Source organism: Nocardia sp. NPDC051756, assembly GCF_040681495.1.
Lineage (GTDB): Bacteria > Actinomycetota > Actinomycetes > Mycobacteriales > Mycobacteriaceae > Nocardia.
On sequence record NZ_JBFAYV010000006.1, the window covers coordinates 707,967 to 732,876 of the forward strand.

The following is a 24,910-nucleotide window of genomic DNA, read 5'->3' on the forward strand; positions in this document are numbered from 1 at the left end:
CGTAAATCGGTAGCGGTATCCAGGTGCTGCTAGTACCCGTTTTAGCGCAGGAGTGCGTCGAGGCTGCTCAGCAGATGCTCGCGAATCGCGGTCCAGTCCGACCACTCCGGCGCCGCGCCGGGAATCGCGGCCACCAGCGCGACGCCGCGGACAGTGGCCACGGCCATGTCCAGCAGGCTCTCGAAGCCCGCGGACTCGGCGTAGGTGGGCAGAGCCGCCCGCGCCTGTCTGCGAAAGCTGTCCATGCCGACCGTGGTCAGTTCGACTGCGCTGCGCGCGATTTCGCTGTCGGTGCGGGCGACGTTGAACAGCTCGAGCACCGCGGGGGCAATGGGCAGGCAATGCAATCGCCACAGCCGATCCAGCATCACCGCGGCGATCTCGCGTTCGCTGGACCCCGGCGCGGGGGACGTGACGAACTCACCGAACAGCTGCTCCCCTAGCCGGGCCATCGCCGCGTCGACCAGCGCGGCCTTCGACGGAAAGTAGTACTGCTGGGCGCCTTGGCTCACGCCGGCCCGCTCGGCGACGGTGCGCGTGGAGGTGCCGGCGTAACCGACCTCGATCAGGCTGGCGACGGTCGCGTCGAGCAAGGCGGCGACAGTTCCGGTTCGCCGTTCGGCCTGCGTCCGCTTCGCGCTGCTCACCGGCCCAGCATAGCAAAACATGTCGATCGACTTGTTAAGTCGATCGACTTGGAATAATCTCTGGGGCACCCGATCCAGGAGGCTCCGTGGCCGACAGTCCGACCCAACAACCGATCAAGCGGTTCATTTCCTCCTTGGTCTGCATCCCCCTGTTCCTCGCGATGCTGATCGACGAGAACATCCGCACCTTCGCGATCGTCAACGCGGTGGTGCAGCTGGTCTTGTTCGTTGCCGTCGCGTGCATTCCGGCGTGGCGCACCCGTCGGATGACTTACGTCGACATCGCGTGGCCGTGGGGTCTGGTCGTGCTGGGCGTGGAAGTCCTGGCATTCGGCGACTTCTCGCTGTTCGTCGCCGCGATCGCCTGCTTCTATCTGGTCGTTGGCGCCCGGATGGGCCTGGCCGCGGTCGCCCTCTTGCGCACCGGCGAATTCGACAAGGAGCTACCCCGGTATCGGTTCCAGCGCTTGCGCTGGCGGCGCACGTCGCTCGGCAGCGAACGCGTCGACCTGGTCGCCGAGGTCCTCGTGCAGGGCTGGGCGAACTGCACGGTGCTCGCGGTGCCCGCCGCGCTCGCCGTCTCCACCGACAATCCGACCTTCGGCGCACTCACCATCGTCGGACTCGTCGTCTGGGCGGGTTCCTGGATTCTGGAATCCACCGCGGACATGCAGAAGCTACGATTCGGCGCGGCCTCGAAGCGGGCGGGCGTCAAGCGCAGCTGCGATGTCGGGCTGTGGAAGTACAGCCGGCACCCGAACTACTTCTTCCAGTGGATGCAGTGGAACGCCGTGGCGATCATGTGCCTACCCGAACTCGTCGACCATCTCGGCCGGACGAACCTGTACACCGCGATCTGGCTCGTCATCGGACTGATCGGGTGCTCGGCCACCATGTACTGGTGCCTGGTCTTCTACACCGGCGCCGTCCCCGCCGAGTACTACAGCGTGCAGAAGCGCCCGGACTACCGCGACTATCAGGCGCGCACCAACCGGTTCTTCCCCGGACCCGCCCGCGTCTAGGTCGGCGTGGCATGTCGCACACCCGACAAATCCCCTGGTAGAGGTAACAATTCGAGCATCGCCCCGGCACCCGATAGTTCGGGGCGTGCTCCTGCTCGAGTTATTCGGTAAGTTGATCACTTGTGCCCAAGTCCCGGATGCTGGAGTTTCCACGCACGGGCCCAACACTTTTCATACTGGCCGCGAGTGCCGCTCTGGCGGTGATCCTGCTGTTCACCACGGTCGACCCGTGGCTGGACCGGGCAGGCATCCTGGACGGCGGGCTGGACGTGCATGTATATCGGGACGGCGCCTGGCGCATCCTGCACGGACTGCCGCTCTACACCGAGCCGACCATTGCTGGGCTCCTGTACACCTACACGCCCTTCTCGACCATCGCCTTCATCCCCATCGTCGCCATCCCGTGGCTGTGGGTCGCCGACACCTGGCTGATCTTGAATCTGCTGGTGCTCGTCGGCTGCGTCCTGCTGAGCTGGCGCATCCTCGGCTACCGGATCAACGGCCAACTCGTCGCCGTCAGTGCCCTGCTGGCGATCACCCTCGCGTTCATCGAACCGGTCCGCACCACGCTGTTCTACGGGCAGATCAACCTGATGCTGATGCTGCTCGTCCTGTGGGACTTCTCCCGCACCGACCGCAGCAGGCTGCGCGGCATCGGCGTCGGCATCGCCGCGGGCATCAAACTCGTCCCCGCCTATTTCGTCGTCCAGTTCCTCGCGCTGCGCCAATGGCGCTCGGCCGCTACCGCGGTGGCCGCGTTCGTCGCATCGATCGTTCTGGCGTGGATCGTGCTGCCCGCCGACTCCCGGCAGTACTGGACCTCAACCTTCTTCCAGTCCAATCGCATCGCCGACGACATGCACCCGTCGAACCAATCCATCCGCGGCGCCATCGCCCACCTGACCCATCACCCCGCGCCGGTCTGGCTCTGGCTGCTCATCGCAGGCACAGTCACCCTGGTCAGCCTCGCGATCACCGTCGGTCTCGTCCGGCACGGCGAGCACCTGCTCGCGGTCACCCTGGCCGGCCTCACCGCCTGCGCGGTATCCCCGTTCTCCTGGGACCACCACTGGGTCTGGTTCGTGCCCCTGTTCGTCTACCTCGTGCACCGAGCGCAATCACACTGGGCCTGGTGGCTGGTCGCCGCAGCGCTTTTCGCCTCGATCGGCGCATGGACCTGGGAGTACGACCCGAACTATGTAGTCGTCGGCCTGTTCCTGTTCCCACCGTGGTGGCCGGGCGCGCAACTGCTGATCAACAGCTTCGTCATCGTCTACGCCATCGTTCTCATCGGCGCGACCATCGTCCTGTTCCGCCGCCGCGCGGGCCTCGAAGTCGCCGACGAGGTCCACGCAGCGGCGTAACCGCTCAGAGCAGGTGGAGCAGTTCCAGATCGGTGACGTACTTGTCGATCAGTGCTTCGGTCAGGTGCGGGATGTCCTTGTCCGCACCGATTCCCGCGGCCTGCACCGCCGCCTGGAACTTCTTGGCGGGCAGGAGCGAACCGCGGATCGGCGCGCGCTGGTGACGGTAGGCGTCGAGCAAGGGCAGGACCGACGCCTGACGTTGCTTCTCCGGTAGTGCGCGAATGGCCGTTTCGAAACGCGCGAACCACTCGGCATAGTCCGTGATCCGCTGGATATGGCGGCCGGAATCGATCATCCAGTCGACGAATTCGTCCAGGGAGATGCCGTCGTCGTGCGGGTTCCAGGCATCGTAGGTTTGGAAGCCCTCGGTGGCCTGGAGGCCGAGGGTGGTGATCGCCTCGGCGGTGAAATCCGCGGGGAGCCCGTCGTAGTGGGCACGCTGACGCTTGCCGTCGGCGTCGGTTGTGTAGAACGAGTACGGCGCGATGCCTGTGGCGGCGATGCTCAGGATGAGGCGGGTGAAAACGTCGGGCACGTTGAGTTGGCCGGCGTAGCGACGGTCGGCCAGGATCATGTCCGAACGGAACACGGCAACCGGTAGCCCGCACAGGTCGTGCGCCTCGCGCAGCAGGACCTCGCCGGCCCACTTGCTGTTGCCGTAGCCGTTGGCATACCCCTCGCGCACGACGCGGACCGCGCTCATCTCGCGAATGTCGGTGTCCTCCTCGAACACTGCCGGATCGACCTGATCGGCCACACCGACAGTCGACAGGTACGTGACCGGCTTACGCTGCGCGGTGATGGCCAGGCGGATGATCTCGGCGGTGCCGACCACATTCGGCCCGAACAGCTGACTGTAGGGCAGGACGTGATTGACCAGCGCGGCCGGGTGCACGATCAGGTCGACCGTCTCGGCGAGCCGCTGCCAGGTCGCTTCGTCCAGACCGAGATCCGGGTCACCGATGTCGCCGGCCAGCACCTCGAGGTTCCGGGCGGCCAGTTCCTGGTAGTGCGCAACGAGTTTCGGATCGCCGCTGTCGAACGCCGCATCCAGACGTTTGCGGGCCGCGGCCGCGTCGCTGCCGCGCACGATGCAGATCAGCGTGCCGCCGGTCTTATCCAGTCGCTCCAGCCATTCCAGGCAGAGGAAGCGGCCGAGGTAACCGTTCGCGCCCGTGAGCAGGACCGTCCGCGCCGGCGCCGGCGCAACCGGAATCGTGGTGGCGGCGGCCAGGGTTCGCGCATCGATGAACTTGTCCAGGGTGAGGTCGGCGGCGCGGATCTCCGGGCCGGTGCCGTGCACCGAGGTGACCGTGGGCCGCTTCGCGCCCGAATCCCGTTCGGCCTCGATGTATTTCGCGATCTCCCGGAGATTGTTGGCGGAGCTGATGATGACGCCGACCGGCACCTCGACCCCGAAGGTGTCGTTGAGCAGGTTCGAAAACGACAGCGCCGACAGCGAATCGCCGCCGAGATCGGTGAAGTGCGCGTCGGGTCGCAGCTCGGTGGCGGCGATGCCGAGCATGGCGCGCGCCGCGTGGCTCACCGTGTCGAGCACCGGGCGCGACGCGGCTTCGCGGCGCAGCTCCAGCATTTCGTCGCTCTGCCGGGCCGCGTGATCGGTGTAGATCTGCTCGAGGCGTTCCCCGTAGCGCTCCTTCAGCTTGGGGCGCAACAACTTCGCGATGCCGGAGAGCAGCCCGTTCTCCACGGTGAACGGCTCGGTCTCGATCAGGAATTCGCGCGGGATCTCGTAGGACTGGAGGTCCGCGGCCTTGGCCAGCTGCTGAATCGATTCGGCCAGTGCGGATTTCAGCGCGTCGGTGTCGGTGTCGCGCAGCGCGGCCTCGGTCGGCACGATCACCGCGACCAGGTAGGCGCGTTCGCTGCTGCCGTAGATGTAGATCTGCCGGATCAGCGGGCTGGTCGCGAAGACCGCCTCGAGATTGGCGACGGTCACGAACTCGCCCTGGGACAGCTTGAGCACATTGTTGCGGCGATCGACGTACACCAGCTCATCGGGCCCCAGCTCGGCCACGATGTCGCCGGTCCGGTAGAAGCCCTCCTCGTCGAAGATCTCCGCGGTGATGTCGGGTCGCTTGTAGTACCCGGGGATCTGGGTCTTCGCCTTCACCAGGAACTCACCGCGTGGATACGGTTGATCGGTGCGGAAGTAGCCGAGCTCGGGCACATCGACGAGCTTGTACTCGGTGACCAGCGGGCGCTGGATCCGGTTGTCCATCAGGATGCCCGCGCCGGCTTCGGTCGAACCGTACCCGTCGTGCAGCTGCACGTCGAGCACGGACTCCATGAAGGCCCGCATCTCCGCGGACAACGGTGCGCTGCCGACGATCGCACCGAGCAGCCGTCCGCCCAGATAGTCTTGCCGCAGTTCGGTTTTCACTTCTTGCTCAAGCGCAGCCGGATCGACGCCGGCGCCGGAGCGCCGATCGATCTCGCTGCGGTAGCGCTGAAAGATCATGTCGCACACGCGCGGAACGAAGAAGATCTCGGTGGGCCGCACCAGCGCGATGTCCTCGAACAGCGTCGACATGTCGCTCTTGGCCGCGAAATACGCGGTGCCGCCGCGGGCCAGCACGCCGATCAAGGACAACCGGCCGGCGATGTGGCTCATCGGCATGTAGTTCAGATTGATGCCCACGCCGGTGGCCAGCCCCTGCCACCCCGCCCGCGCCAGGCGCTCGGTGTAGATCGCCCCCTTCGGCGTGCCGGTGCTGCCCGAGGTGTAGATGAGCAGGGCGAGCGGGTCGTCGTCGGGGCCGGGGACGAACACCGGCGCCTGCGGCAGTGCGCTGCCGCGTTCCAGTACGTCGGCCAGCGTCTCGACGATGACCGTGCTGCCCGCGTCGGCCAGGCGCTGGCGGGCGGATTCGACCGCCGCGCGCTGCGCATCGTCTGCGGGCTGGTAGTCGAACACCACCAGGCGCTCAGGCGAGGTGCCCGCGAGCAGGCAGTCGACCGCCGCCGCAAGATGATCCGGCGTCGAGGCGAGCAGCCGGGGCTCGGTCTCGGTGAGGATCGAGGTCAGCTGGGAGACCGCCGCGCTCGCCTGCAATGGCACGGTGACCGCACCCATATGCATGATGGCCAGGTCCAGCGTCAGATAGTCGGTGCTGGTGAAGCCGAGCAGCGCAATGAAATCGCCTGCGCGCAAGGGCTTTTCGGAATCACTCTGCCAGGCGGTGGCCACCGCGCCGACTCGCCGCCACAGTTCGCCATAGGTGATGGTCTCGAACCTGGGCAGCAACCGCACCGATTTCGCGCCGGTCGCATCATCGGTGACCAACTCGAACGCGCGCTGCCCGACGGCGGGCCGATCGGCATAACCTTCCATCGCCGTGGCAACGACCTCGGCGATCCGCTTCTCGGGTTCCCGCATGGCCGCGGCCACCGCCTCGATCGGCCGCGCGGCCTTCACCTGTTCGTCGTCGGCAAACAATTGCGCGATTCGGCGCTGTAGTCGCTCGTCGCGTGAACCAACCGCCATGGCAAATCTCCCTCGCTGAGAAAGTTGGAAACGCCCTGCATCTTTCAAACAGGTTAGCCTGTCTAAGTATTTCGGGATAGACAGCGTTCCGGCGACGAATTAGGTGGTCTCCGCCACATCTCACCGGAATAATATGCCGCGGAGCGGACATTCCTCGCGAACCGCACGCCTATCCGGGTGTTGCCAGTACCAGTTTTATTGGGCTCCTGTTACTGGTGTCGCGCAGCCCGCAGGATCAGTACATGACGCAGATCTTGTCGCCGGATTCGGCAGCCGCGCAGCCGGTTACCGCGCCCCCGGCAGCACCACCCGCCGCGTACGGTGCGCGGCGCACCCTGGCCATCCTCGCAGTGATTCTCACCGGTCAGTTCATGGCCGTGCTCGACGCCTCCATCGTCAATGTCGCGATTCCCTCGATTCGCAGTTCCCTGCACACCTCCGGCGCGGCTTTGCAGCTGATCGTGGCCGGATATGTCATTGCCTATGCCGTTCTGCTGGTGACCGGCGCCCGGCTCGGCGATCGATTCAGCCAGCGGCGGATGTTCATCGCCGGATTGGCGCTGTTCACGCTCGCCTCGCTGGTCTGCGGGCTGGCCTGGAACGAAACCTCGCTCATCGTGTTCCGATTCGCCCAGGGCGTGGGCGCGGCGGCAATGGTGCCGCAGATCATGACGCTCATTCAGCGCAATTTCACCGGCAATGCCCGGGCCAAGGCGCTCAGTGTGTATTCCGCGATCATCTCCGGCGGCATGGTCGCCGGGCAGGTGCTCGGCGGGCTCATCGTCAACGCCGACGTGTGGGACAGCGGCTGGCGCGGGGTGTTCCTGGTCAACGTGCCGATCGGCCTGGTGCTGCTGGTGGTCGCGCCGCGGGTGCTGCCGACGGTGACCCAGCGATTCGATCGCAAGCTCGACCTGGCCGGGCTGACCGTGCTCACCGTGGCGGTGCTGGCCCTGGTCCTGCCCTTGGTGCTGGGCCGCGAGCTCGATTGGCCGCTGTGGTCGTGGATCTCGTTGGGCGCGTGCGTGATCGCGTTCGCGGCGTTCGTCGGGATCGAGCGGGCGGTCGCGGCGCGCGACGGCGAGCCGTTGTTCTCGCACCGGGTGCTGGCCGCGCCGGGACTGCTGCTCGCCGCGGCGACCCTGTTCGTGGTGATGGCGACCTTCGGCGGGTGGATGTTCGTGATGGCCATCCACTTGCAGAGCACGCTCGGCTACAGCGCATTGCATGCCGGCCTGCTGTTCATCCCGATGGGTTTGACCTTCGCCGCCGCCGGCCTGAATTGGGAGCGCGTCCCACATCGCTTCCACGCCAAGATGATTCCGCTCGGGCTCGTGCTGGCCGCGGCGAGCATGGTGGCCGTGGGCGTGTTGCTGCGCAACGGCGCGGAGGTCGGGCCGCTGGCACTGGTACTACTCGGGCTCTGCGGCATGGGCAACGGGTTCGCGTTCAGTCCGCTGATGACGCGGACGCTGGCCAAGGTGCCGATGAGCCTGGCCGCGGACGCCAGCGGAATCCTGGTGACGAATGTGCAGCTCGGCATCGTGGTCGGCATCGCGTCGTTCGGCACGCTGTTCCTCGGCCTGGCCGGCAGTACGGCGCTGTCCGCGTCGCACGCGCTGGGCGGCACGGCGATCGCCGAGGGGGTGACGGTGCTGGTCGCGGCGGGTCTCTCGGCTCGCGCCGCACGGTAGTTCGGCACCACGCGAATCCCGGGCCTCCCGCAGGCCCGGGATTCGCGCTGTACGGACCGGCTTCGAATCACCCCGACGCAAACCGTCGCGCTCCCCCGCGCCGGACCGCATGCTCGAGCAGGGCTGCTTCGCCCGTCGAACAGAGAGGTGTCGAAATGCCAGTGGGGCGAGCCGGTCTCGTTGGTGCGCCGCACGTCTTCGAGTCCGTCGTCGACGCGATCGGGCACACGCCGCTGGTTCGGTTGAACCGGGTGCCAGCGGCCGGGGGTGCGGCGGTGTATGCGAAGCTCGAGTTCACCAATCCCGGTGGCAGCGTGAAGGATCGGATCGCGTTGTCGATGGTGCGGGCGGCCGAGGCGAGCGGGGAGCTGCGCCCCGGCGGCACGATCGTCGAGGGGACATCGGGCAACACCGGGATCGGGCTGGCGCTGGTCGGCGCGGCGCTCGGGTATCGGACCGTGGTTGTGGTGCCGGACAAGACAAGTCGGGAGAAGATCTCGATTCTGCGGGCGCTGGGGGTGGATGTCCGGGTGACGCCCGGCGGCCGTCCCACGCATCACCCCGAGCATGTGCGCAATCTGGCCACCAGGCTCGCCGCGGAGATCCCCGGCGGGTGGCTGGCCGGTCAGTACGACAATCCGGCGAATCCCGAGGCGCACTACCGCACCACCGGGCCGGAGATCTGGGCGCAGACCGACGGGCGCGTCACGCATTTCGTGGCGGGGATCGGGACCGGCGGCACCGTGAGCGGCGCAGGACGCTATCTGCGCGAGGCTTCCGGCGGTCGCGTGCAGGTCATCGGGGCGGATCCGGAGCATTCGGTGTACGGCGGCGGGAACGGGCGCGCGTACTACGTGGAGGCGGTCGGTCACTTCCGGCATCCGGAGACCGTCGAGGACGAATGGCCGCGGTCGTATCACCGCGAGGTGCTGTCGCGGGTCGAACGGGTCGGTGACGCAGAGGCTTTCGCGGTGATCGCGCGGTTGGCGCGGGAGGAGGGGCTGCTCGTCGGCGGGTCGGCTGGGGTCTCCGTGGCGGCGGCGCTGCGGGTGGCCGCCGATCTGCCGCCGGAGGCCCTGGTGGTGGTGATCGTGCCGGATTCCGGACGGGCCTATCTGAGCAAGTATTTCGACGAGGAGTGGGTCGGCCGGCTCGGCTTCGAGGTCGGAGCCGCGGACACCGTCGGAGATGGTCAGAGCCGTTCCGGCACGGTCGAATTCGTTCCGTCGACGGCGACGGTCGCCGAGGCGCTCGAAATACTCGGCGCGGCAACGGCTCTGCCTGTCGTCCTGGATCGGCCCGGCTCGGCCGAGGTCGTCGTGGCCGAGATCCTCGGCTCCGCAACGCACGCCACGCTGACCGCCGCGCCGCAGGACGATCTGGTCATCGCGCACCTCGATCCCCCACTGCTCGTCGTCGGCGTCCGTGAATCTCGCCGGGCCGCCGCCGAACGACTGGCCGGCGACGCCCGGCCGGCACTCCTCGCCGACAACGGCGTCATCACCGCAATCCTCGATCGCACGGAAGAAGGTGTCGAATGGGCGTTTTCGCGCTCGGCATAGAACTCGACGGCGAAGGCTTCCACCCCGAGGCCTGGCGGCGCGCCACGCACGCGCCGGATCGGCTGCTCACCGGCGACACCCTGCGCACCCGGGTCGCCACGGCGGAGAACGCGGGCTTCACCCTCGTCACCTTCGCCGACTCCATCCTGCCGCCGGCAGACCTCGCGGGGCGGATCGACGCGGTGACCCGCGCGTCGTTCGTGGCCGGGACGACCAGCACCGTCGGCCTGGTTCCCACGGTCGCCACCAGCTACACCGAACCGTTCCACACCTCCTCGCAGATCGCGACGCTCGACTACGCCTCGCGCGGCCGGGCCGGATGGATCGCCGAACCGATCGATGACCCGCGGGCCGCGGCCGCCTGGGGACGCGTGCGGGTCCCCGGCGACGACCTCGCCAGGGAGCAGGACGATTCCATCGAGGTGGCGCGCCGCCTGTGGGACTCGTGGGACGACGACGCAGTGATCCGCGATTACCCCAACGGACGGTTCCTGGACCGGAACAAGCTGCACTACATCGACTTTCGCGGCGAGACCTACTCGGTGAAGGGACCGGCGATCGTGCCGCGCCCACCGCAGGGCCAACCGGTGGTGTTCGGCGCGGGCGGCGACGTCGATGTCCGGCTGGTCGCGGCCGACTCGGTGGCCGCCGCCATCGAATCGGCCGAACACGCCCGGTCGACAGCACCCATGGCGTTCGCCGAAATCGACGTCACCCTGGACACTCCCGGCGCGACCGCCGTCGAACGCCTCGGCGCCGCACCCTCGAATTCCCCTGCCCGGCTGGCCTTTTCCGGATCCGCGGCCGAGCTGGTCGACCTGCTGACCCACCTCAGCACCCACCTCGACGGCGTGCGCCTGCACCCGGCGGTCATCGACGAGGACCTTCCGGTGCTCGCCCGCGAGGTCCTGCCCGCGCTGCTGCGCACCGGCATCGCGCACCGTCCGGTGCCGGGTTCCACGCTGCGCGCCAACCTCGGCCTGGGCCGCCCCGCCAATCGCTACGCCGCGTCGAACTGACAGGAGCCAACGACATGACCGCTCATCCACGTCCGGACGCCCAGGTCCATTTCGGGGTGTTCTTCCAGGGCGTCAACCACACCACCATCTGGTCCGACCCGGCCAGCGGCTCGCAGATCGACTTCGAGACCTTCCGCCGGGTCGCGCAGACCGCCGAGCGCGGGCTGTTCGACGCGTTCTTCCTCGGCGAGGGGCTGCGGGTGCGCGAACAGGACGGCAAGATCCTGGAATTGGATATCGCGGGCCGCCCGGACGCGATCGCCCAGCTCGCCGCGCTGGCGGGCATCACCCGGCACATCGGCTTGGTCGCCACCCAGAACACCACCTACAACGAGCCCGCCGACCTGGCCCGCCGGTTGAGCGGTCTCGACCTGATCTCCGGCGGCCGCGCCGGTTGGAACGCTGTCACCACCGACAACGCCTGGACCGGGGAAAACTTCCGCCGCGGTGGCTATTTGGATCATGCGCTGCGCTACGAGCGGGCCGGGGAGTTCCTCGCCACCGCCCGCGCGATCTGGGATTCCTGGCGCGACGGCGCGATCGCCACCTCGCAGCAGAGTCCCTCGTGGGCCGGCGAGGACGCGGTCAGCCCGGTCGAGCGGTCCACCGACCACTTCCAGGTGTCGATCACCCCGACGCTCCCCCGCAGCGCCCAGGGCCATCCCGTCATCTTCCAGGCCGGCGACTCGCCCACCGGCCGCGATTTCGCCGCGGCCAACGCGGACGTCATCTTCTCCAGGCACGGAACGCATTTCGACGACGCCCTCGCCTTCGCCGACGACATCCGCGCCCGCCTGCGCGCGGCAGGCCGGCCCGAGGACGACATCAAGATCCTGCCCGGCACCCAGATCGTGTTGGCGGAGAAGGAATCCGAGGTCGAGGAGAAGGTCCGCTGGGTCAAGAACGGCCAGTACACCGGCCAGACCGCGCTGTCCCTGGCCGGTCAGGTGTGGGGCCGCGACCTGTCCCACCTCGACCCCGACGGCCCGCTCCCGAAGGAAGACCCCGAACACCGACCCATCTCCGAAACCCGCGGCTCCCCGCGTCACGGCCAGGACCCGCACGCCATCGCCCGCGAATGGCGCGCCCGCGCCGAGGCCGAAAACCTTTCCCTCCGTGAGACGGTCATTGCCACCACCGAACGCTCCGGCTTCGCCGGCACCCCCGCCCAGGTGGCCGACGAACTCGCCCGCTGGGTCCGCCAAGGCGCGGTAGACGGCTTCAACATCTCCCCCTACCTCGTCCCCTCCGGCCTGGACGAGATCGTCGACTGGCTGGTCCCCGAACTCCAAGAACGAGGCGTCTACCGCACCGAATACACCGGCACCACTCTCCGCCACCACCTCGGCCTCCGCGACCCCCTCACCCGCCGCGGCTGACGACAACTGTGGGTCACGGCAGCGCGACGTGGATGCGGTGCTCGGCGCCGTAGTGGAAGCCGGTGCCGACGAGCAGGAAGCCCAGGCGGGCGGCGAGTTTGAGGCTGGGTTCGTTGTGGGCGTGGACCAGGGCCCAAACCGAGTTCAGGCCTAGGTCTTCGAGGCCGTGCCGGAGGATCGCCGCTGCGGCCTCGGTGGCTAGGCCTCGGCCGCCGTGGTCGGGACTGAGGTACCAGCCGATCTCGGCTAGGTCTCCTGGCAGTTCCCAGGAGGGGCGGAGGTGGGCGAGGCCCACGACCGCGTCCTCGAGCAGGATCGCCCAGTGCCCCATCCCCGGTGGGCCGTCGTAGGCGAGTCGTCGCTGCACCATCTTTCGCGCGTTTTCCTCCACGCCGAAGTCGATGTCGATGTAGGTGCTCATGCTCTCGTGCGCGAACACCGCCACGACGGCGTCGGTGTGTTCCTCGCGTAGCGGCGCGAGCGTCAGTCGTTCGGTCTCCAATGTTGTTTGCCCCATGGGTCGATCGTGCACCCTGGCAACGGGTTATGGGGCCGGTACACCGGGCAGGCCGGCGAACAGGAGTTGGAATACCTTGGGGCCGTTGACGGTCAGCGTGGTCGACGGCACGTAGGGCGTGTGTTCGGCGGTGTCGGTGACGACGTAGGGCGAGTGGGTTCCGGGTACGTGGTCGAGGACGCCCGCGCAGTGCGGTCCGCCGGTGGCGTTGACCTTCGGCAGGTCATCGGGATAGGTGTAGGGCTCGCCCCCGTACATGAAGCTCGCGTTGAAGGTGGCGCCCGGTTGCACGCCGCCGACGAAGGCTTCGGCGTCCGGCATCGTTCGGGCGAGGCCGAGGACGACGCAATTCAGTACGGGCGCATAGGTGTTCAGCAGTGCGGTGGTCGGGCGGAGCAGGGCAAGGGCGGCGTCGAGGGGCTGTTCGTTCTCGGTGAGCACGGCATAGGTCGTGTCGGCGAGGCCGATGACATTCAAGAGCAGCGCATCCAGGTCAGGCGTCTGGTCCGCGATGGTTGTACCCGTCGATGTGACATTGGCCGTGGTACGCAACAAGTCATCAATAGTGTCGGCATAGACGTCGGTCACGCCGGCCGTCTCGATCATGTCGCGATGCAGAGCGGGCAGGCTCGGATTGATGTCCTTCAGATAGGCATCCGCCCGCGCCAGCAGGTCGCCGAATTCTTCACCGCGCCCTTGCAGCGCGGTGCCGAGCGCGCTCAGGGTGGCATTGAGCCGCTCGGGCGCGATCTGCATCAGGATTTGCGTGAGGTGTTCGAACAACGTGTTGAATTCGACGGTCACCGCCTCCGCGCGCACTGTCCCGCCGTCGCGCAGCGGTTCGGCCGATGGCAGCCGCGGGATCACGAAGTTCACGTACTTCGCGCCGAATACCGTGGTGGAACGGATATCCACGCGCACATTCGCCGGGATGAATCGCAACGCCCCAGGATCGACCGCCAAACTCAGCTGTACTCGGTCCCCCATCCGTCGCACCGCGGACACCCGCCCGATCTCCACTCCGCGCAGTTTCACCTTCGCCTCGGGATCGAGCACGAGCCCGCTGCGCGGCGCATCGACCGTCACGGTGGCCGTCTCGCCATATCGCCCCGCGAACATCGACAGCGCCACAACAACAATCGCGACCAGAACGACGACCAGGACGGCGCCGGCCAGCTTCAGTCGTACCGCTGACCACAGTGACCACGTTGCCCGATCACCTGTGTCGTATAACCGTCCAGACACCTGTCCATCGTAGATCCGGACAACTGTCCCATGCTGGCTTTCGAATAACCAAGCCCCCGGACATGATTCGAGGCCCGTCCGTCCGGACGGGCCTCGAATTGTGCACTCAGAGCAGAGATTCAATGGCTGCAACAAGCGCAGCCGCATCGGGGGTGACGGTGGGACGGAAACGCCCGGCCACCTTCCCGTCCCGATCGATCAGGAACTTCTCGAAGTTCCACTGGACGTCGCCGGCCGCGCCCTCGGCGTCGGCGGTCTCGACCAGAGTTTCGTACAGCGGGTGCTGATTTTCACCGTTGACATCGGTCTTCTCCAGCAGCGGGAAGTCCACGCCATAGGTGGTCGAGCAGAACTCTTGGATCTCCTCGGCCGTACCCGGCTCCTGCCCCATGAACTGGTTGCTGGGCACGCCGACCACGCTGAAACCGCGCGGGCCGTAGGACTTCTGCAATTCGACCAGCCCGGTGTACTGCGGCGTCAGCCCGCATTTGGAGGCCACGTTGACCAGCAGCACCACGTTGTCGCCGACCAGCTCGGACAGCGTCGCGGGTTCACCGCTCAGTGTCTGTAGCGGTACGTTTCGAAGATTCATTCGTATCGGACCTGCCAATTCTTGATTCCGTTGATCCACCCCGAACGCAACCGTACCGGATCGGCGACCTCGGTGATCTTGGGCATGGCGTCGGCGATGGCGTTGAACATGAGGTCGATTTCCAGCCGGGCCAGGTTCGCGCCGACACAGTAGTGCGCGCCGGTGCCGCCGAAGCCGACATGCGGATTCGGATCGCGCAGGATGTCGAAGGTGAACGGATCGTCGAACGCGTCCTCGTCGAAGTTGGCCGAACCGTAGAACAGCCCGACCCGGTCGCCCTGCCGGATCGGCGTGCCACCGATCTCGGTATCGGCGGTCGCGGTGCGCTGGAACGCGGTCACCGGCGTGGCCCAGCGGACGATTTCATCGGGCGCGGTGCGCGATCGCCGCTCCTTGTACAGCTCCCATTGCTCCGGATGATCCACGAACGCCTTCATGCCGTGCGTGATGGCATTGCGTGTTGTTTCGTTGCCGGCCACCGAAAGCAGGATCACGAAGAAACCGAATTCGTCGGAACCGAGCGACTCGCCGTCGACGTCGGCGTGCACGAGTTCGGACACGATATCCCCCGCCGGGGCGCCGCGCCGCTGCTCGGCCATGTTCCAGGCGTAACCGAGGATTTCGGCGGAGGCGAGCGCGGGATCGCCGTAATCCGGGTCGTCGTAGCTGAGCATCTGATTCGACCAGTCGAACAGCTTGCGCCGGTCTTGCTGCGGGACACCGATCAACTCGGCGATCGCCTGCAACGGCAACTCGCACGCGACCTGTTCGACGAAATTGCCGCCGCCCGCTTTTTTCGCCTCGTGCACAATGGCATGCGCTCGTTCGGTCAGGGCGGCGCGCAATCCCTCGACCGCGCGCGGGGTGAAGCCCTTCGTGATGATCTTGCGGAACTTGGAGTGCTTCGGCGGGTCCATGTTCACCAGCAGCACGCTCGCCGCGGCCGACTGCTCCGGCGTGGTGGTGTCGGACGGCCGGATGATCGAGCCTTTGCGTTCAGAGGAGAACAGCTCTGGGTTGCGTGAGATCTCCTTGACGTCATCGAGTTTGCTCACCACCCAGTAGCCGCCGTCGCGGAATCCACCGGAGTGATCGTCCTCCTGGGGTTGCCACCAGACCGGGGCGGTCCGGCGCAGCATGGCGAATTCCTCGATGGGCCTTCGCGTCTCCCACAGCGCCGGATCGGTGAAGTCGAATCCGGCCGGCAACGACGGTGTCGCCACGGCTACCTCCTCAGGTGGTACTGCGAACCGCGCCCCTCGGCGCAGCGAATATGCTCAGCGCAGCCTGGTCCGGCGCATCAGCCGCAGCGACATCAGCGTCGTCTTCAGTTGCTTCTCGTACGGCTGCCCCGAACGTGCCGACAGCACTTGCCGTTTGAGCACGCCGACGTTCACCGTGTCGGTGTACTTGAGCAGGCCCTGGTCGCCGTGCCGCGTGCCGACGCCGGACTGCTTCACCCCGCCCGACGGGGTGCCCTTGGCCGCGTAGGTCGCCACGAACCCGTCGTTGATGTTGATATTGCCCGCCTGGAGTTGGGCGGCGATGCGGTTGGCGCGGGCCAGGTCCCGGCTCCACACGCTCGCGTTCAGGCCGTAGTCGGTGTCGTTGGCGAGCCGGATGGCCGCCTGCTCGTCGTCGAACGGGTAGACGCTCACCACCGGACCGAAGGTCTCCAGCGTCGCGTGCGTCATCTCCGGCGTGACGCCGGTGAGCACGGTCGCCTCATAGAACGCCGGACCGACGTCGGGACGAACCTTGCCGCCGGTCAGCACCGTCGCGCCCTTGGCGCGGGCATCCTCGACGTGCTCGGCGACCCGATCCCGGTGCTGCACCGAGACCAGCGAACCGAATTCCGGGGCATAGTCGTAGGCCGCCCCGATCTTGCCGTTCAATTCGTCGGCGGCAGCGACCAATCCGCGCACGAACTCGTCGAACCGGCTGCGGTGCACGTAGATCCGCTCGATGTGCATGCACGCCTGTCCTGAGTTGGCGAACACCGCGAACGCGGCCCCGGCGATCGCCTCGTCCAGGTTCGCGTCCGCGAGCACGAGCATCGGGTTCTTGCCGCCGAGTTCCAGGCTGCAACTGATCAGATTGCGCCCGGCCTGCTCGCCGACCACTCGTCCGGTCGCGGTCGAGCCGGTGAACATGACGAAATCGACGGCGTCGATCAGGCTGGGACCGATATCCGGCCCCTCACCGCACACCACCTGAACCAGCCCGCGCGGCAGTCCCGCCCGGTGCAGCAGCTCGACGCCGAACAGGACGCACAGCGCGGTCTTGTTGTCCGGCTTGAGAATTACCCCGTTGCCCGCCATCAGCGCGGGCATCGCATCGGAGAGCGCGATGGCGAACGGGAAGTTCCACGGCGCGATCACCGCGACCAAGCCCTTGGGCCGGTGTTCCTCGGTCGAGCTGGTGATGATCGGCATCGCACCGCCGCGCCGCTTCGAACGCAGCACGCGGCGTGCGGTTTTCAGGTAGTGGCTGATCACCATCGGCACGTCGCACGACTCCTCGACGGCCATCCGGCGGGTCTTGCCGCAACCGACCTGGATGAGATCGGCGATGGTCTCGACCTCGGTGAGGATCAGTTCGTGCATCCGCTCGAAGACCTCGAGCCTGCGACGCACGGGCAGCGCGGCCCATTCCGATTGTGCCGCACGGGCGGTCGCGGCCGCGGCGGCGACGTCGGCCGGGCTGGACTGCGGGAGTTCACCGACCACAGCGCCGGTGTAGACCTCGGTCATCGAGTACGGTGCGACGGTACCGTCGGCGACGACCAGGTCGGTCAACCGCTCGATCAGCGCTCCGTCGATCCGCGCGGGTAGCGCCGCGGTCGGGCTCTTGGTGGTCTCAGTGGTCATCGGGACTTCTCCATGACGTGCGGAATCCCCGCAGGTATCGGGCCGGTACTCGTTCCCGAATTAGAACACGTTCCTATTGCCCGGCGTGGGCGTTCGCGCAGTCTCATGGCTCAGTCCGCCTGATGGTCCGGCGCGTGCCGCACGGTGTAGTCCTTGGCCCAGCGGTAGTCCGGCTTGCCGCTGGGGGCGCGGACGATGACCTCGGCCAGCCAGATCCGCCTGGGCACCTTGTAGCCGGCCAGGTGCTTGCGGACGTGTGCGATCAGCTCGGCGTAATCCACCGGTTCGGACACCGAGACCACGGCGGCGACCTGCCAGCCCCAGCGCTCGTGCGGCACGCCGACCACCACCGCGTCATAGATGCCGTCGTGCGACTTGACCACGCTCTCGACCTCTTCGACGAACACCTTCTCGCCGCCGGTGTTGATCACCATGTTGCCGCGGCCGAGCAGGGTGACCGACCCGTCCGCCTCGATCCGCGCGCGATCGTCGGTGACCACGATGCGCACGCCGTCGACGGTCTTGAACAGCTTGTCGGTCTTGACCGGGTCCTTGTAGTAGCCCAGCGGGATCGACCCGGCCTTCGCCAGCCACCCCTCCTCGCCCGGCCGGACCGGATGCCCGTCGTCGTCGACCACGATCGATCCGCGGCCGATCTGCACCCGCGGCCCGCGCCCGGGATCGTCGTCCTTCTGCACGAAACCCATTCCGCCGAAACCGGTTTCCGACGAGCCGATGGAGTCGGTGACGACCAGCGCCGGAAACAGTTCCAGCAGTTCGTTCTTCACCGGTTGGGACAGCAGCGCGGCGCCGGAGCCGATGGCCAGCAGCCCGGACGCGTCGACGGGCGCGGCGCGGTAGGCGTCGAGCAGCGGCCGCGCCATGGCGTCGCCGGTGATGACCATGACCTGCGGGCGATGCCGGACGACCGCCTGCCACACCAGGTTCGCGTCGAATCGTGGCTCGAAGAGCGCGGCGTTGCCGGACCACAGGGCGGCGAAGGTCGGCATCATGGCGGCCGCGTGGATCAGCGGCGGCAGCACGAACCACGTGCTCTGCGTCCCCTGCGCGCCGACCCGGGACTGTTCGTACTCGTCGGCCACCGGGACACCGGTGTAGAAGTCGATGCCGCCGCCGAGCACCCGCCACATGTCTTCCTGACGCCACATCACGCCCTTGGGCAGGCCCGTGGTGCCGCCGGTGTACATCATGAACAGGTCGTCGGCGCTGCGCTCGGGGAAGTCGCGGTCGGCGGAACCGGCGGCGAGCGCGTCCTCGTAGTGCACGGCGTCGACCGGCGGATCGGTATCGACAGTGTCGTCGGGCACCACGATCCGGTGGTGCAGCGAGCTGACCTGCGCCGCGGCCGCGTGCACCGCGGCGGCGTAGGCGGAGTGGTAGACCAGCGCGCGCAGGTCGGCGTTGGCGTAGACGTAACGCAGTTCCTCGACGCCGTAGCGATAGTTGATATTGATCGGCACGGCCCGGACCTTGAAGCAGGCGAGCAGCGTCTCCATCGTCTCGATGCCGTTGTGCATCTGGAAACCGACGTGGGTGCCCGCGCGGATTCCCGCGGCCGTCAGGTGCGCGGCCAGCCGGTTCGCGCGCGCGTCCACCTCGGCGAAGGTCAGGCGGCGGTCGCCGGTCAGCAGCGCCACCCGATCGGGCATCGCGTCGACGGAATGCTCGAACAGGTCGGCGAAGTTACGTGCCACGGCAATTCACTCTCTCGATACGGATCTCACACCACCGTCAGCGGCAGCGGGATGCCGCGGTCGGCGAAGGCGAAGGCGGCGCCCGTGCTGAATCGGGTCAGGGCGACCTCGGTCGACTCGCGGGACGGTTTCTCCCCGAGCTTGATCTCGATGGTCAGCTCTTGCTCGGTGGAATCGACTGTGTGCGCGGCGAATCGGGGGTTCACCCCGCGGGCCATCGCATCGATGGGCGCGAGGTGGTCGGCGTCGATCAGGGCGGGCCAAGCGCCGTCGGACTGTGCGGCGCTGTCGCGCGGAATGATCAGTCGGACGTTGTCGCCTTCGGTGACGCGGATGCCGGTGTAGGGCAGCGGATTCCATGCCGGATGTAGACGCAGCACGGTCGCCAAGGCGGCCGCGTCGTCGCCCAGGTTCAGCGCCTTGCGCAGCCGTTCGGCGGTCAGTCCGGCGATGCCCGCGAATTGCTTGCGGCACAGCTCGATTGCCGCCGTCGGATCGAGCCGGGAACGCAGCGCGATCAAGAACCCGAGGGTCAGCAGATGGTGTTGCAGGCACACCTCATCCGCCATGCGCACCAGTGCCGACTTCGAGAAGTCCGCGAAGCGAAGGTCACTCAGTAGCGGGCCCGCGTAGTCGGATCGGCCTTCGTCTTCGGCATCGATGTCGGCAAGCACCAGCCGGGCGGCGGCCGATGCCGCAATCCGAGTCGTGTTCGGCGGGACCTGCGGCGGCACGTGCGCGGCGTCGATGGTAACTGTCCACGCACACATCGGCTTTCGGTCGGCGGGCCGACGCGGCGGACGATGGATCGGCCGGACCTGCGCGTGCGGATTGGTGGCCAGCGCGGTCGCGTCGAAGGTCGGATCCTCGATGTCGTGGCACATCGCCAGCACGAAGTCGTCCCCCATGGGCTCCACGTCCAGCAGCGCACCGCAGTGATCGAGCCAGAACTCACCGTGATCGCGGTCGTCGACCCGGAACCGGAAGTCCATGAATTGCGGTGGGGCGCCGATATCCAGCTGCAAACCCTTGAAGATGGTGACCACATCGTCACCGGTGAACCCGAACGCGCGCTGCATGCGCCGGGTGTAGATCGGACTGGCCAGCTGCCACTCCTCGATGGCGACGGCGGTCATCCCGTCCCGGCCGAACGCCGCGATGGTGTGGGCCATGCCGGAGCGGTCGATCAGATGGCCGCACAGCAGCAGTTCGGGCAGCAGTGTGGCGAGCTGTGCCCGGGAAAGCTGCTCGAAGTTGCTCTCCGGCACGGCATTCACCACAGCGAGGCCGGGCCTCGGCCTACCGGATACCACCCGGGCAGCGGTCCGCCGCCCGCGCGTTCGATGCGCTTCTGCATCCCCGCAGGCAGCACCTTGCCGGTGATCATCTCCAGGAACATGTGCGAGACGTTGCCGAAGTCGAAGAAGTCCCGCTGCCAGGACCATTGGTAGTCGCCGCCGTAGCGGAACCAGCTGCCGCCGATGCCCTCGGGCGAGAACGGCCGTCCGTCCGGGCGTTTCACCTCCGACACCTGCTTCCAGAAGCCGATGACGGTGCCGCTGCGGTCGTCGACGACGAACTCCTGATACGGATAGGTCCAGCCGTCGAGTCCCTGCATCTCCTGGCCGAGGGCGAGCTCGCGGATCTCGTCGCGGCCGACGGCCATGAATTCCTGGGTCGGGCCGTAGTTCCAGCCGTAGGTGGCGTCCTCGGTGTACATCTGCGCCAACGGCTTCCAGTCGCCCTTCTCCTCGCAGCGCTGGTTCTCGATCCGCCAGCGGCGGACCATCTCGTCGAGTTCGTCCCGCGCGACCATCACCGGCCACCTTCCGTCGGGGCAAGCGACAACGCCTGCGTCGGGCAATATTTGATGGCACGCTCGATGCCGGCGCGATCAGCGGGTTCCGCTGCGTCCAGCAGGATTTCGACTTGGCCGTGCTTGGGCACGCGGAACGCGTCCGGCGCCTCGTCCTGACAGACGGCGTGGCCCTGGCACAGGTCCAGATCGGCAATGACTCTCACGGTTTCACCTTCGCTTCCGGCTGAACCTCGACGAGGACGAGATGCGCGCCACGCGGGGTAGACACGACGGCCACCACCGCCGCGGCAAGGTCGCTCGGGCGCAACATGTTCGGATGCCGGGCGAAGCCCCAGTCCTTCCAGGCTTCCAGCAGCGGACCGACCACTTCCGGCGTGGAATTCATGCCCATGCCGGTGAGCGTCGGCCCCGGGCGCACCAGCGAGGCGCGAATCCCGGTGCCTTCCAGTTCCATTCGCATCTGCTGCGCCATCGCCTCCAGACCGGCCTTGGCGGCGCTGTAGGCGCCGGTGCGCGGCCGCGGTTCGGGAGCACAGTCCGAGCTGATCAGCACGACGTCGCCGCGCTGCCGCTCGAGCATGCCGGGCAGCACCCGGTGCACCAGCCGATGCGCACCGATCAGATGCACATCGACCTGCGCCAGGAACCGCTCCGGGTCCATCTCGTGCACCGGCGAGAACTCGATGTCCCCGGCACTGGAGACCAGAATCTCCAAGGGGCCCAACGCCTTCTCGGCCGCGGTCACGAACTCGTCGATCGACGCGGCATCGGTGACGTCGAGGCGGTGCGCGAACGCCTCGCCGCCGTCGGCGCGGATCTTGTCCGCCAGTTCCGCACACTGCTCGACCCGGCGCGCGCCGAGCGCGACCGGATACCCGAGTTCGGCGAGCGCGACGGCGGTACCCGCGCCGATGCCGGACGACGCGCCGGCGACGAGCACCGGGCGGCGCTCCGGATGGGGTTCGAATCGGGGCATTATCTCGCCTCCACGACGATGGGCAGCTGCGCGAAGCCGCGCACATTCGACGAATGCACGCGCACGACCCCGGTATCCACGACGCCGTACGACCGCACCCGGGCGGCGAATTCGCGCAGCGCGACCGTGGCCTCCAGCCGGGCCAGGTGCGCGCCGAGGCAGTAGTGCACGCCCGCACCGAAACTCGCCAGCCCGGCCTTGTCGGCGCGGTCGATCCGGAAGCTGTCGCCGTCGTCGAACACGGCGGGATCGCGGTTGGCCGAGCCGATCAGCAGCAGCACCTTCGCCCCGGCCGGGATGGTGCCGCCGTGATAGTCCAGATCCGTGGTGGCCGAGCGCGCGATTACCTGGCTGGAGGTGTCGTAGCGCAGCGTCTCCTCCACCCAATCCGACACGTGCGCGGGTTCCGCCACGACCTTGGCGTACTCCCCCGGATTGCGCGCACCCCAGTACAGCGCGTTGCCGAGCAGCTTGGTCGTGGTCTCGTTGCCCGCGACCACCATCAGGAACAGGAACCCGATGATCTCCTCATCGGACAGGGTGTCGCCGTCGACGTCGGCCGCCAGCAGCGCCGAGGTCAGATCCGCGCTCGGCGTGCGTTTACGCTCGGCCACCATCTCGGTGTAGTAGGTGAGCAGTTTGATCGAGGCCTCGATCGCGGCCGGCGGAATGTCCAGCACGCCGTCGTCGCGGTGCACGACCAGGTCGGCGAGCCTGCGGATCTCGACCCGGTCGCTGGCGGGCACGCCCATCAGCTCGGAGATCACGTCCATCGGCAGCTTGCCCGCGACCTCGTCGATCCAGTCGAACGATCCTTCCGCGATGGCCGGTTCGAGGTAGGACAGGGTCAATTCCTTGATCCGGCCCTGCATTTCGGCCACCCGCTTCGGCGTGAAGCCCTTGTAGACCAGCCGGCGCATGCGCAGGTGCCGCGGATCGTCCATGGCCAGGAAGGACATCACCCGGTGCGCGTGCGGTCCCCAGGCGGCCGGATCGAGGGATACGCCGTTGGCACTGGACAGCCGGACGGCGTCGCGGAATCCGTTGGTCACGTCGGCATGCCTGGACAGGGCCCAGAAATCCAGTTCGGCGTTGTAGTAGAGCGGAGCCTCGGTGCGCAACCGGCGATAGGTCGGGTACGGGTCCTCGTGGAACCGGTAGTCGTACGGGTCGAACGTCAAAGGCTCCAACGCGGCCGTCACGACACCCACCCACCATTCGAGAACAAGTTCTCTCGATCGGAATCGCGCACCGAACCGGACAGAGACACATAGCTGGACATGTGTCTGGACGGTACCATCGGCCTACACCTCCGACAACGTTTCCGGTGGTTTACCAACACCATTGCGCACGAACCCCTGGACGCGCCCGAGAACCGCGCAGATTCTGCGACGGCGCTTCGATGCTTGGTCCAGAATGGCAGAGTTAGAACCTGTTCTTGCCGACAATCGACGCCGGAGACTATATTCCGTACACCTGTCCAGACAGCATCGGAGATACGCATGACCAGCCTTCTGCCCGCTGACGGTGCGCGCCTGCTGATCGGCGGCAAGCTCGTCGAGGGCGGGGACGGCGTCTTCGCCACGATCAATCCGGCGACCGAGGAGGTCCTCGGCCACGCCGCGAACGCGAACGCCGCGGACCTGGATGCCGCGGTCACCGCCGCCCGCACCGCCTTCGACCAGACCGACTGGTCCCGCGACCACGCCTTCCGTGCGCACTGCCTCGAACAACTGCGCACCGCACTGCAATCGCACATCGAAGAGCTGCGCGAGCTGACCATCGCCGAGGCGGGCGCGCCCGCCATGTTCACCCGCGGCCCGCAACTGGAGGGTCCGGTCGCCGACCTCGCCTACTCCGCGTCGCTGGCCGAAACCTACAGCTGGGAAACCGATCTCGGCCTGGCGGAACCGATGGGCATCAAGACCCGCAGGGTGCTGCGCCGCGAGCCCGTCGGCGTGGTCGGCGCGATCACCCCGTGGAACTTCCCGCATCAGATCACCTTCGCCAAGCTCGGTCCCGCGCTCGCCGCCGGAAACACGGTGGTGCTCAAGCCCGCTCCGGACACACCGTGGTGCGCGGCGGCGGTCGGCGCGATCCTCGCCGAGGAGACCGACATTCCGGCCGGCGTGGTGAACATCGTGACCTCCGCCGACCATGGGCTCGGCGCGCAACTCACCGAGCATCCGCTGGTCGACCTGATCAGCTTCACGGGCTCGACGCAGACCGGGCGCGCGGTAATGCGCGGCGCCGCAACGACACTCAAGAAGGCGTTCCTGGAACTCGGCGGCAAATCGGCGTTCATCGTGCTCGACGACGCGAATATCGCGGGAGCCTGTGCGGTGGCGGCGTTTTCGGTGTGCGTGCACGCCGGTCAAGGCTGCGCGATCACCACGCGACTACTCGTTCCCCGCGCCGCCTACGACGAGGCGGTGCAGGCGGCGGCCGCGACCATTGCCGGGATCAAGCCCGGAAATCCGGCCGAGTCGCGCACGGTGTGCGGGCCGCTCATCTCCGAGCGGCAACGCACCCGCGTCGAGCGCTACCTGGACATCGCCCGCTCCGAAGGCGGCCGCATCGTGGTCGGCGGCGGCCGCCCGAAGAACCAGGAGCGGGGCTTCTTCCTCGAGCCCACGTTGATCGCCGACGTCCCCAACACCGCGACCGTCGCCCGCGAGGAGATCTTCGGCCCGGTCCTGGTCGTCATCCCCTACGACGGCGACGACGACGCCATCCGGCTGGCCAACGACTCCCCCTACGGCCTGTCCGGCTCGGTCTGGGGCACCGACCCAAACCGAATCCGGCACGTCACCAACGGCGTTCGCACCGGGACGCTGAGCGTCAACGGCGGCGTCTGGTACTCCGCCGACGCGCCCTTCGGCGGATACAAGCAATCCGGCATCGGCCGGGAGATGGGCGTCGCCGGGTTCGAGGAATACCTGGAAACCAAGCTGATCGCGACCGCTGGATAAGAGGAG

General features: G+C 67.5%; 20 protein-coding genes. 7 read left to right on the forward strand and 13 right to left on the reverse strand.

Annotated features, from left to right (window positions below; translation table 11 throughout):
- Positions 1 to 41 precede the first annotated feature (41 nt).
- Entirely contained in the window at positions 42 to 647 is a 606-nt protein-coding gene (locus tag AB0M22_RS29390; RefSeq protein ID WP_364733583.1) for a TetR/AcrR family transcriptional regulator, read from the reverse strand.
- An 86-nt stretch (positions 648 to 733) separates the two neighbouring features.
- Between AB0M22_RS29390 and AB0M22_RS29395 the strand changes: the two genes are divergently transcribed.
- Both AB0M22_RS29395 and AB0M22_RS29400 read left to right on the forward strand, forming a co-directional pair.
- Positions 734 to 1,669, forward strand: a complete 936-nt coding sequence (locus AB0M22_RS29395; RefSeq protein WP_364733585.1) for a DUF1295 domain-containing protein — start codon at positions 734 to 736, stop codon at positions 1,667 to 1,669.
- 200 nt (positions 1,670 to 1,869) lie between these two features.
- Entirely contained in the window at positions 1,870 to 3,033 is a 1,164-nt protein-coding gene (locus AB0M22_RS29400) for a glycosyltransferase 87 family protein (protein ID WP_364733587.1), read from the forward strand.
- Between the two features lie 4 nt (positions 3,034 to 3,037).
- Here AB0M22_RS29400 and car read toward each other — a convergent pair whose 3' ends face one another.
- Positions 3,038 to 6,544: a carboxylic acid reductase gene (car, locus tag AB0M22_RS29405; RefSeq protein WP_364733590.1), complete on the reverse strand. Its 3,507-nt coding sequence runs from the start codon at positions 6,542 to 6,544 to the stop codon at positions 3,038 to 3,040.
- A gap of 242 nt (positions 6,545 to 6,786) precedes the next feature.
- Here car and AB0M22_RS29410 point away from each other — a divergent pair, with 242 nt between their 5' ends.
- The 4 genes from AB0M22_RS29410 to AB0M22_RS29425 all read left to right on the forward strand — a co-directional run bounded on the left by AB0M22_RS29410 (position 6,787) and on the right by AB0M22_RS29425 (position 12,198).
- Complete coding sequence (locus tag AB0M22_RS29410) at positions 6,787 to 8,238, forward strand: MFS transporter (protein ID WP_364733593.1); 1,452 nt, start codon at positions 6,787 to 6,789, stop codon at positions 8,236 to 8,238.
- A gap of 155 nt (positions 8,239 to 8,393) precedes the next feature.
- On the forward strand, positions 8,394 to 9,800 hold the full coding sequence (locus AB0M22_RS29415; RefSeq protein ID WP_364733596.1) for a pyridoxal-phosphate dependent enzyme: 1,407 nt from the start codon (positions 8,394 to 8,396) through the stop codon (positions 9,798 to 9,800).
- On the forward strand, positions 9,776 to 10,819 hold the full coding sequence (locus AB0M22_RS29420) for an LLM class flavin-dependent oxidoreductase (protein WP_364733599.1): 1,044 nt from the start codon (positions 9,776 to 9,778) through the stop codon (positions 10,817 to 10,819). The genes AB0M22_RS29415 and AB0M22_RS29420 overlap by 25 nt, the downstream gene beginning before the upstream one ends.
- A gap of 14 nt (positions 10,820 to 10,833) precedes the next feature.
- Positions 10,834 to 12,198, forward strand: coding sequence for an NtaA/DmoA family FMN-dependent monooxygenase (locus AB0M22_RS29425; protein ID WP_364733602.1), 1,365 nt, complete (start codon positions 10,834 to 10,836; stop codon positions 12,196 to 12,198).
- 13 nt (positions 12,199 to 12,211) lie between these two features.
- Here AB0M22_RS29425 and AB0M22_RS29430 read toward each other — a convergent pair whose 3' ends face one another.
- The 11 genes from AB0M22_RS29430 to AB0M22_RS29480 form a co-directional block, all read right to left on the reverse strand.
- Complete coding sequence (locus tag AB0M22_RS29430) at positions 12,212 to 12,715, reverse strand: GNAT family N-acetyltransferase (protein ID WP_364733605.1); 504 nt, start codon at positions 12,713 to 12,715, stop codon at positions 12,212 to 12,214.
- 27 nt (positions 12,716 to 12,742) lie between these two features.
- Positions 12,743 to 14,107 (reverse strand): MCE family protein, encoded by a 1,365-nt coding sequence (locus AB0M22_RS29435; protein ID WP_364733608.1) that lies wholly within the window; start codon positions 14,105 to 14,107, stop codon positions 12,743 to 12,745.
- On the reverse strand, positions 14,067 to 14,552 hold the full coding sequence (locus AB0M22_RS29440; protein WP_364733611.1) for a glutathione peroxidase: 486 nt from the start codon (positions 14,550 to 14,552) through the stop codon (positions 14,067 to 14,069). The genes AB0M22_RS29435 and AB0M22_RS29440 overlap by 41 nt, the downstream gene beginning before the upstream one ends.
- Positions 14,549 to 15,775, reverse strand: a complete 1,227-nt coding sequence (locus AB0M22_RS29445; protein ID WP_364733614.1) for a cytochrome P450 — start codon at positions 15,773 to 15,775, stop codon at positions 14,549 to 14,551. The genes AB0M22_RS29440 and AB0M22_RS29445 overlap by 4 nt, the downstream gene beginning before the upstream one ends.
- A gap of 54 nt (positions 15,776 to 15,829) precedes the next feature.
- Positions 15,830 to 17,422 carry a succinic semialdehyde dehydrogenase gene (locus tag AB0M22_RS29450; protein ID WP_364733617.1) on the reverse strand — a complete coding sequence of 531 codons (1,593 nt, stop codon included), beginning with the start codon at positions 17,420 to 17,422 and terminating at the stop codon, positions 15,830 to 15,832.
- Between the two features lie 110 nt (positions 17,423 to 17,532).
- A complete protein-coding gene (locus AB0M22_RS29455; protein ID WP_364733620.1) occupies positions 17,533 to 19,137 on the reverse strand; it encodes an acyl-CoA synthetase in 1,605 nt (534 codons plus the stop codon).
- Between the two features lie 26 nt (positions 19,138 to 19,163).
- A complete protein-coding gene (locus AB0M22_RS29460) occupies positions 19,164 to 20,417 on the reverse strand; it encodes a hypothetical protein (protein WP_364733623.1) in 1,254 nt (417 codons plus the stop codon).
- A complete protein-coding gene (locus AB0M22_RS29465; protein WP_364733625.1) occupies positions 20,411 to 20,953 on the reverse strand; it encodes a nuclear transport factor 2 family protein in 543 nt (180 codons plus the stop codon). The genes AB0M22_RS29460 and AB0M22_RS29465 overlap by 7 nt, the downstream gene beginning before the upstream one ends.
- Positions 20,953 to 21,159, reverse strand: a complete 207-nt coding sequence (locus AB0M22_RS29470; RefSeq protein WP_364733628.1) for a ferredoxin — start codon at positions 21,157 to 21,159, stop codon at positions 20,953 to 20,955. Before AB0M22_RS29470 ends, AB0M22_RS29465 begins: the two co-directional genes overlap by 1 nt.
- Entirely contained in the window at positions 21,156 to 21,932 is a 777-nt protein-coding gene (locus tag AB0M22_RS29475; protein ID WP_364733631.1) for an SDR family oxidoreductase, read from the reverse strand. Before AB0M22_RS29475 ends, AB0M22_RS29470 begins: the two co-directional genes overlap by 4 nt.
- A complete protein-coding gene (locus AB0M22_RS29480; protein ID WP_364733634.1) occupies positions 21,932 to 23,134 on the reverse strand; it encodes a cytochrome P450 in 1,203 nt (400 codons plus the stop codon). The genes AB0M22_RS29475 and AB0M22_RS29480 overlap by 1 nt, the downstream gene beginning before the upstream one ends.
- 300 nt (positions 23,135 to 23,434) lie before the next feature.
- Here AB0M22_RS29480 and AB0M22_RS29485 point away from each other — a divergent pair, with 300 nt between their 5' ends.
- Positions 23,435 to 24,904, forward strand: a complete 1,470-nt coding sequence (locus AB0M22_RS29485; protein ID WP_364733637.1) for an aldehyde dehydrogenase — start codon at positions 23,435 to 23,437, stop codon at positions 24,902 to 24,904.
- Positions 24,905 to 24,910: the final 6 nt, after the last annotated feature.

Coding starts and splice junctions, on each gene's coding strand:
- AB0M22_RS29410 (WP_364733593.1), top strand. CDS start 6,787: ATGACGCAGATCTTGTCGCCGGATTCGGCAGCCGCGCAGCCGGTTACC.
- AB0M22_RS29465 (WP_364733625.1), bottom strand. CDS start 20,953: ATGGTCGCGCGGGACGAACTCGACGAGATGGTCCGCCGCTGGCGGATC.
- AB0M22_RS29420 (WP_364733599.1), top strand. CDS start 9,776: ATGGGCGTTTTCGCGCTCGGCATAGAACTCGACGGCGAAGGCTTCCAC.
- AB0M22_RS29425 (WP_364733602.1), top strand. CDS start 10,834: ATGACCGCTCATCCACGTCCGGACGCCCAGGTCCATTTCGGGGTGTTC.
- AB0M22_RS29430 (WP_364733605.1), bottom strand. CDS start 12,715: ATGGGGCAAACAACATTGGAGACCGAACGACTGACGCTCGCGCCGCTA.
- AB0M22_RS29475 (WP_364733631.1), bottom strand. CDS start 21,932: ATGCCCCGATTCGAACCCCATCCGGAGCGCCGCCCGGTGCTCGTCGCC.
- AB0M22_RS29485 (WP_364733637.1), top strand. CDS start 23,435: ATGACCAGCCTTCTGCCCGCTGACGGTGCGCGCCTGCTGATCGGCGGC.
- AB0M22_RS29440 (WP_364733611.1), bottom strand. CDS start 14,552: ATGAATCTTCGAAACGTACCGCTACAGACACTGAGCGGTGAACCCGCG.
- AB0M22_RS29450 (WP_364733617.1), bottom strand. CDS start 17,422: ATGACCACTGAGACCACCAAGAGCCCGACCGCGGCGCTACCCGCGCGG.
- car (WP_364733590.1), bottom strand. CDS start 6,544: ATGGCGGTTGGTTCACGCGACGAGCGACTACAGCGCCGAATCGCGCAA.
- AB0M22_RS29415 (WP_364733596.1), top strand. CDS start 8,394: ATGCCAGTGGGGCGAGCCGGTCTCGTTGGTGCGCCGCACGTCTTCGAG.
- AB0M22_RS29435 (WP_364733608.1), bottom strand. CDS start 14,107: ATGCGGCTGCGCTTGTTGCAGCCATTGAATCTCTGCTCTGAGTGCACA.